This window comes from Corynebacterium sp. HMSC073D01 (assembly GCF_001815555.1).
Taxonomy (GTDB): domain Bacteria; phylum Actinomycetota; class Actinomycetes; order Mycobacteriales; family Mycobacteriaceae; genus Corynebacterium; species Corynebacterium glucuronolyticum.
In genome coordinates, this window is record NZ_KV821038.1 from 165,899 (window position 1) to 166,507 (window position 609).

Annotated in this window: 1 pseudogene; it reads right to left on the reverse strand. The window is 56.7% G+C overall.

The features are described 5' to 3' along the window. Positions 1 to 490 (reverse strand): annotated as a pseudogene (locus tag HMPREF3044_RS06550) (hypothetical protein); the annotation flags it as partial. Positions 491 to 609: the final 119 nt, after the last annotated feature.

A 609-nucleotide genomic window follows, 5' to 3' on the forward strand; every position in this document is an offset into this window, starting at 1 on the left:
TAGGTTCCACTGTTCCTGTGCTCGTCACGGTCAGCTCCTGTGACTGCGTAGTCGTGGTGGTAGATGACGAGGAGCTCGCGGTGGTGCGCGTCGTCGATGTCTTGTTTGTTGTCGCCGTCAAAGAAGTAGTCGGCGACGTGCTCGTCGTCGGCGTTTCCTCACTGGTGGTTTCCTGTTCGGGCGCGAGCACTACAAAGCCAGCGAACAGGACGACCATCACGATGGAGACGATCCCCCAGTGACGCGACCGCTTCGAAGGCGGGTCCTCTACCCCCATCCCCGCGACTATGTCCGGGTTATCGTCACCGATCATCGTCGCTAGTCGACGATTATTCTCCACCGTCTCCTCGTACCTATCCCATTGCTTTTGGTCCCGCCGGTCCGAGATAATCCACCAGGCACCCGGGATAACGAACACCAAACCGAAGAGCAGCATGAACAGCGTTTCGGGCATCACCAAACCAACGATGGCGAAAAATATTCCGAACACCAAGGATGTCCACGCTAAAAAACGCCCCCACCTTCGAGGACGAGAACTGACCTTTGCCATGCCTAGCGCTCCTTACCGCCTAGAGGTGTGATGTCTCACTAGTTTTTGGACACGGAGTC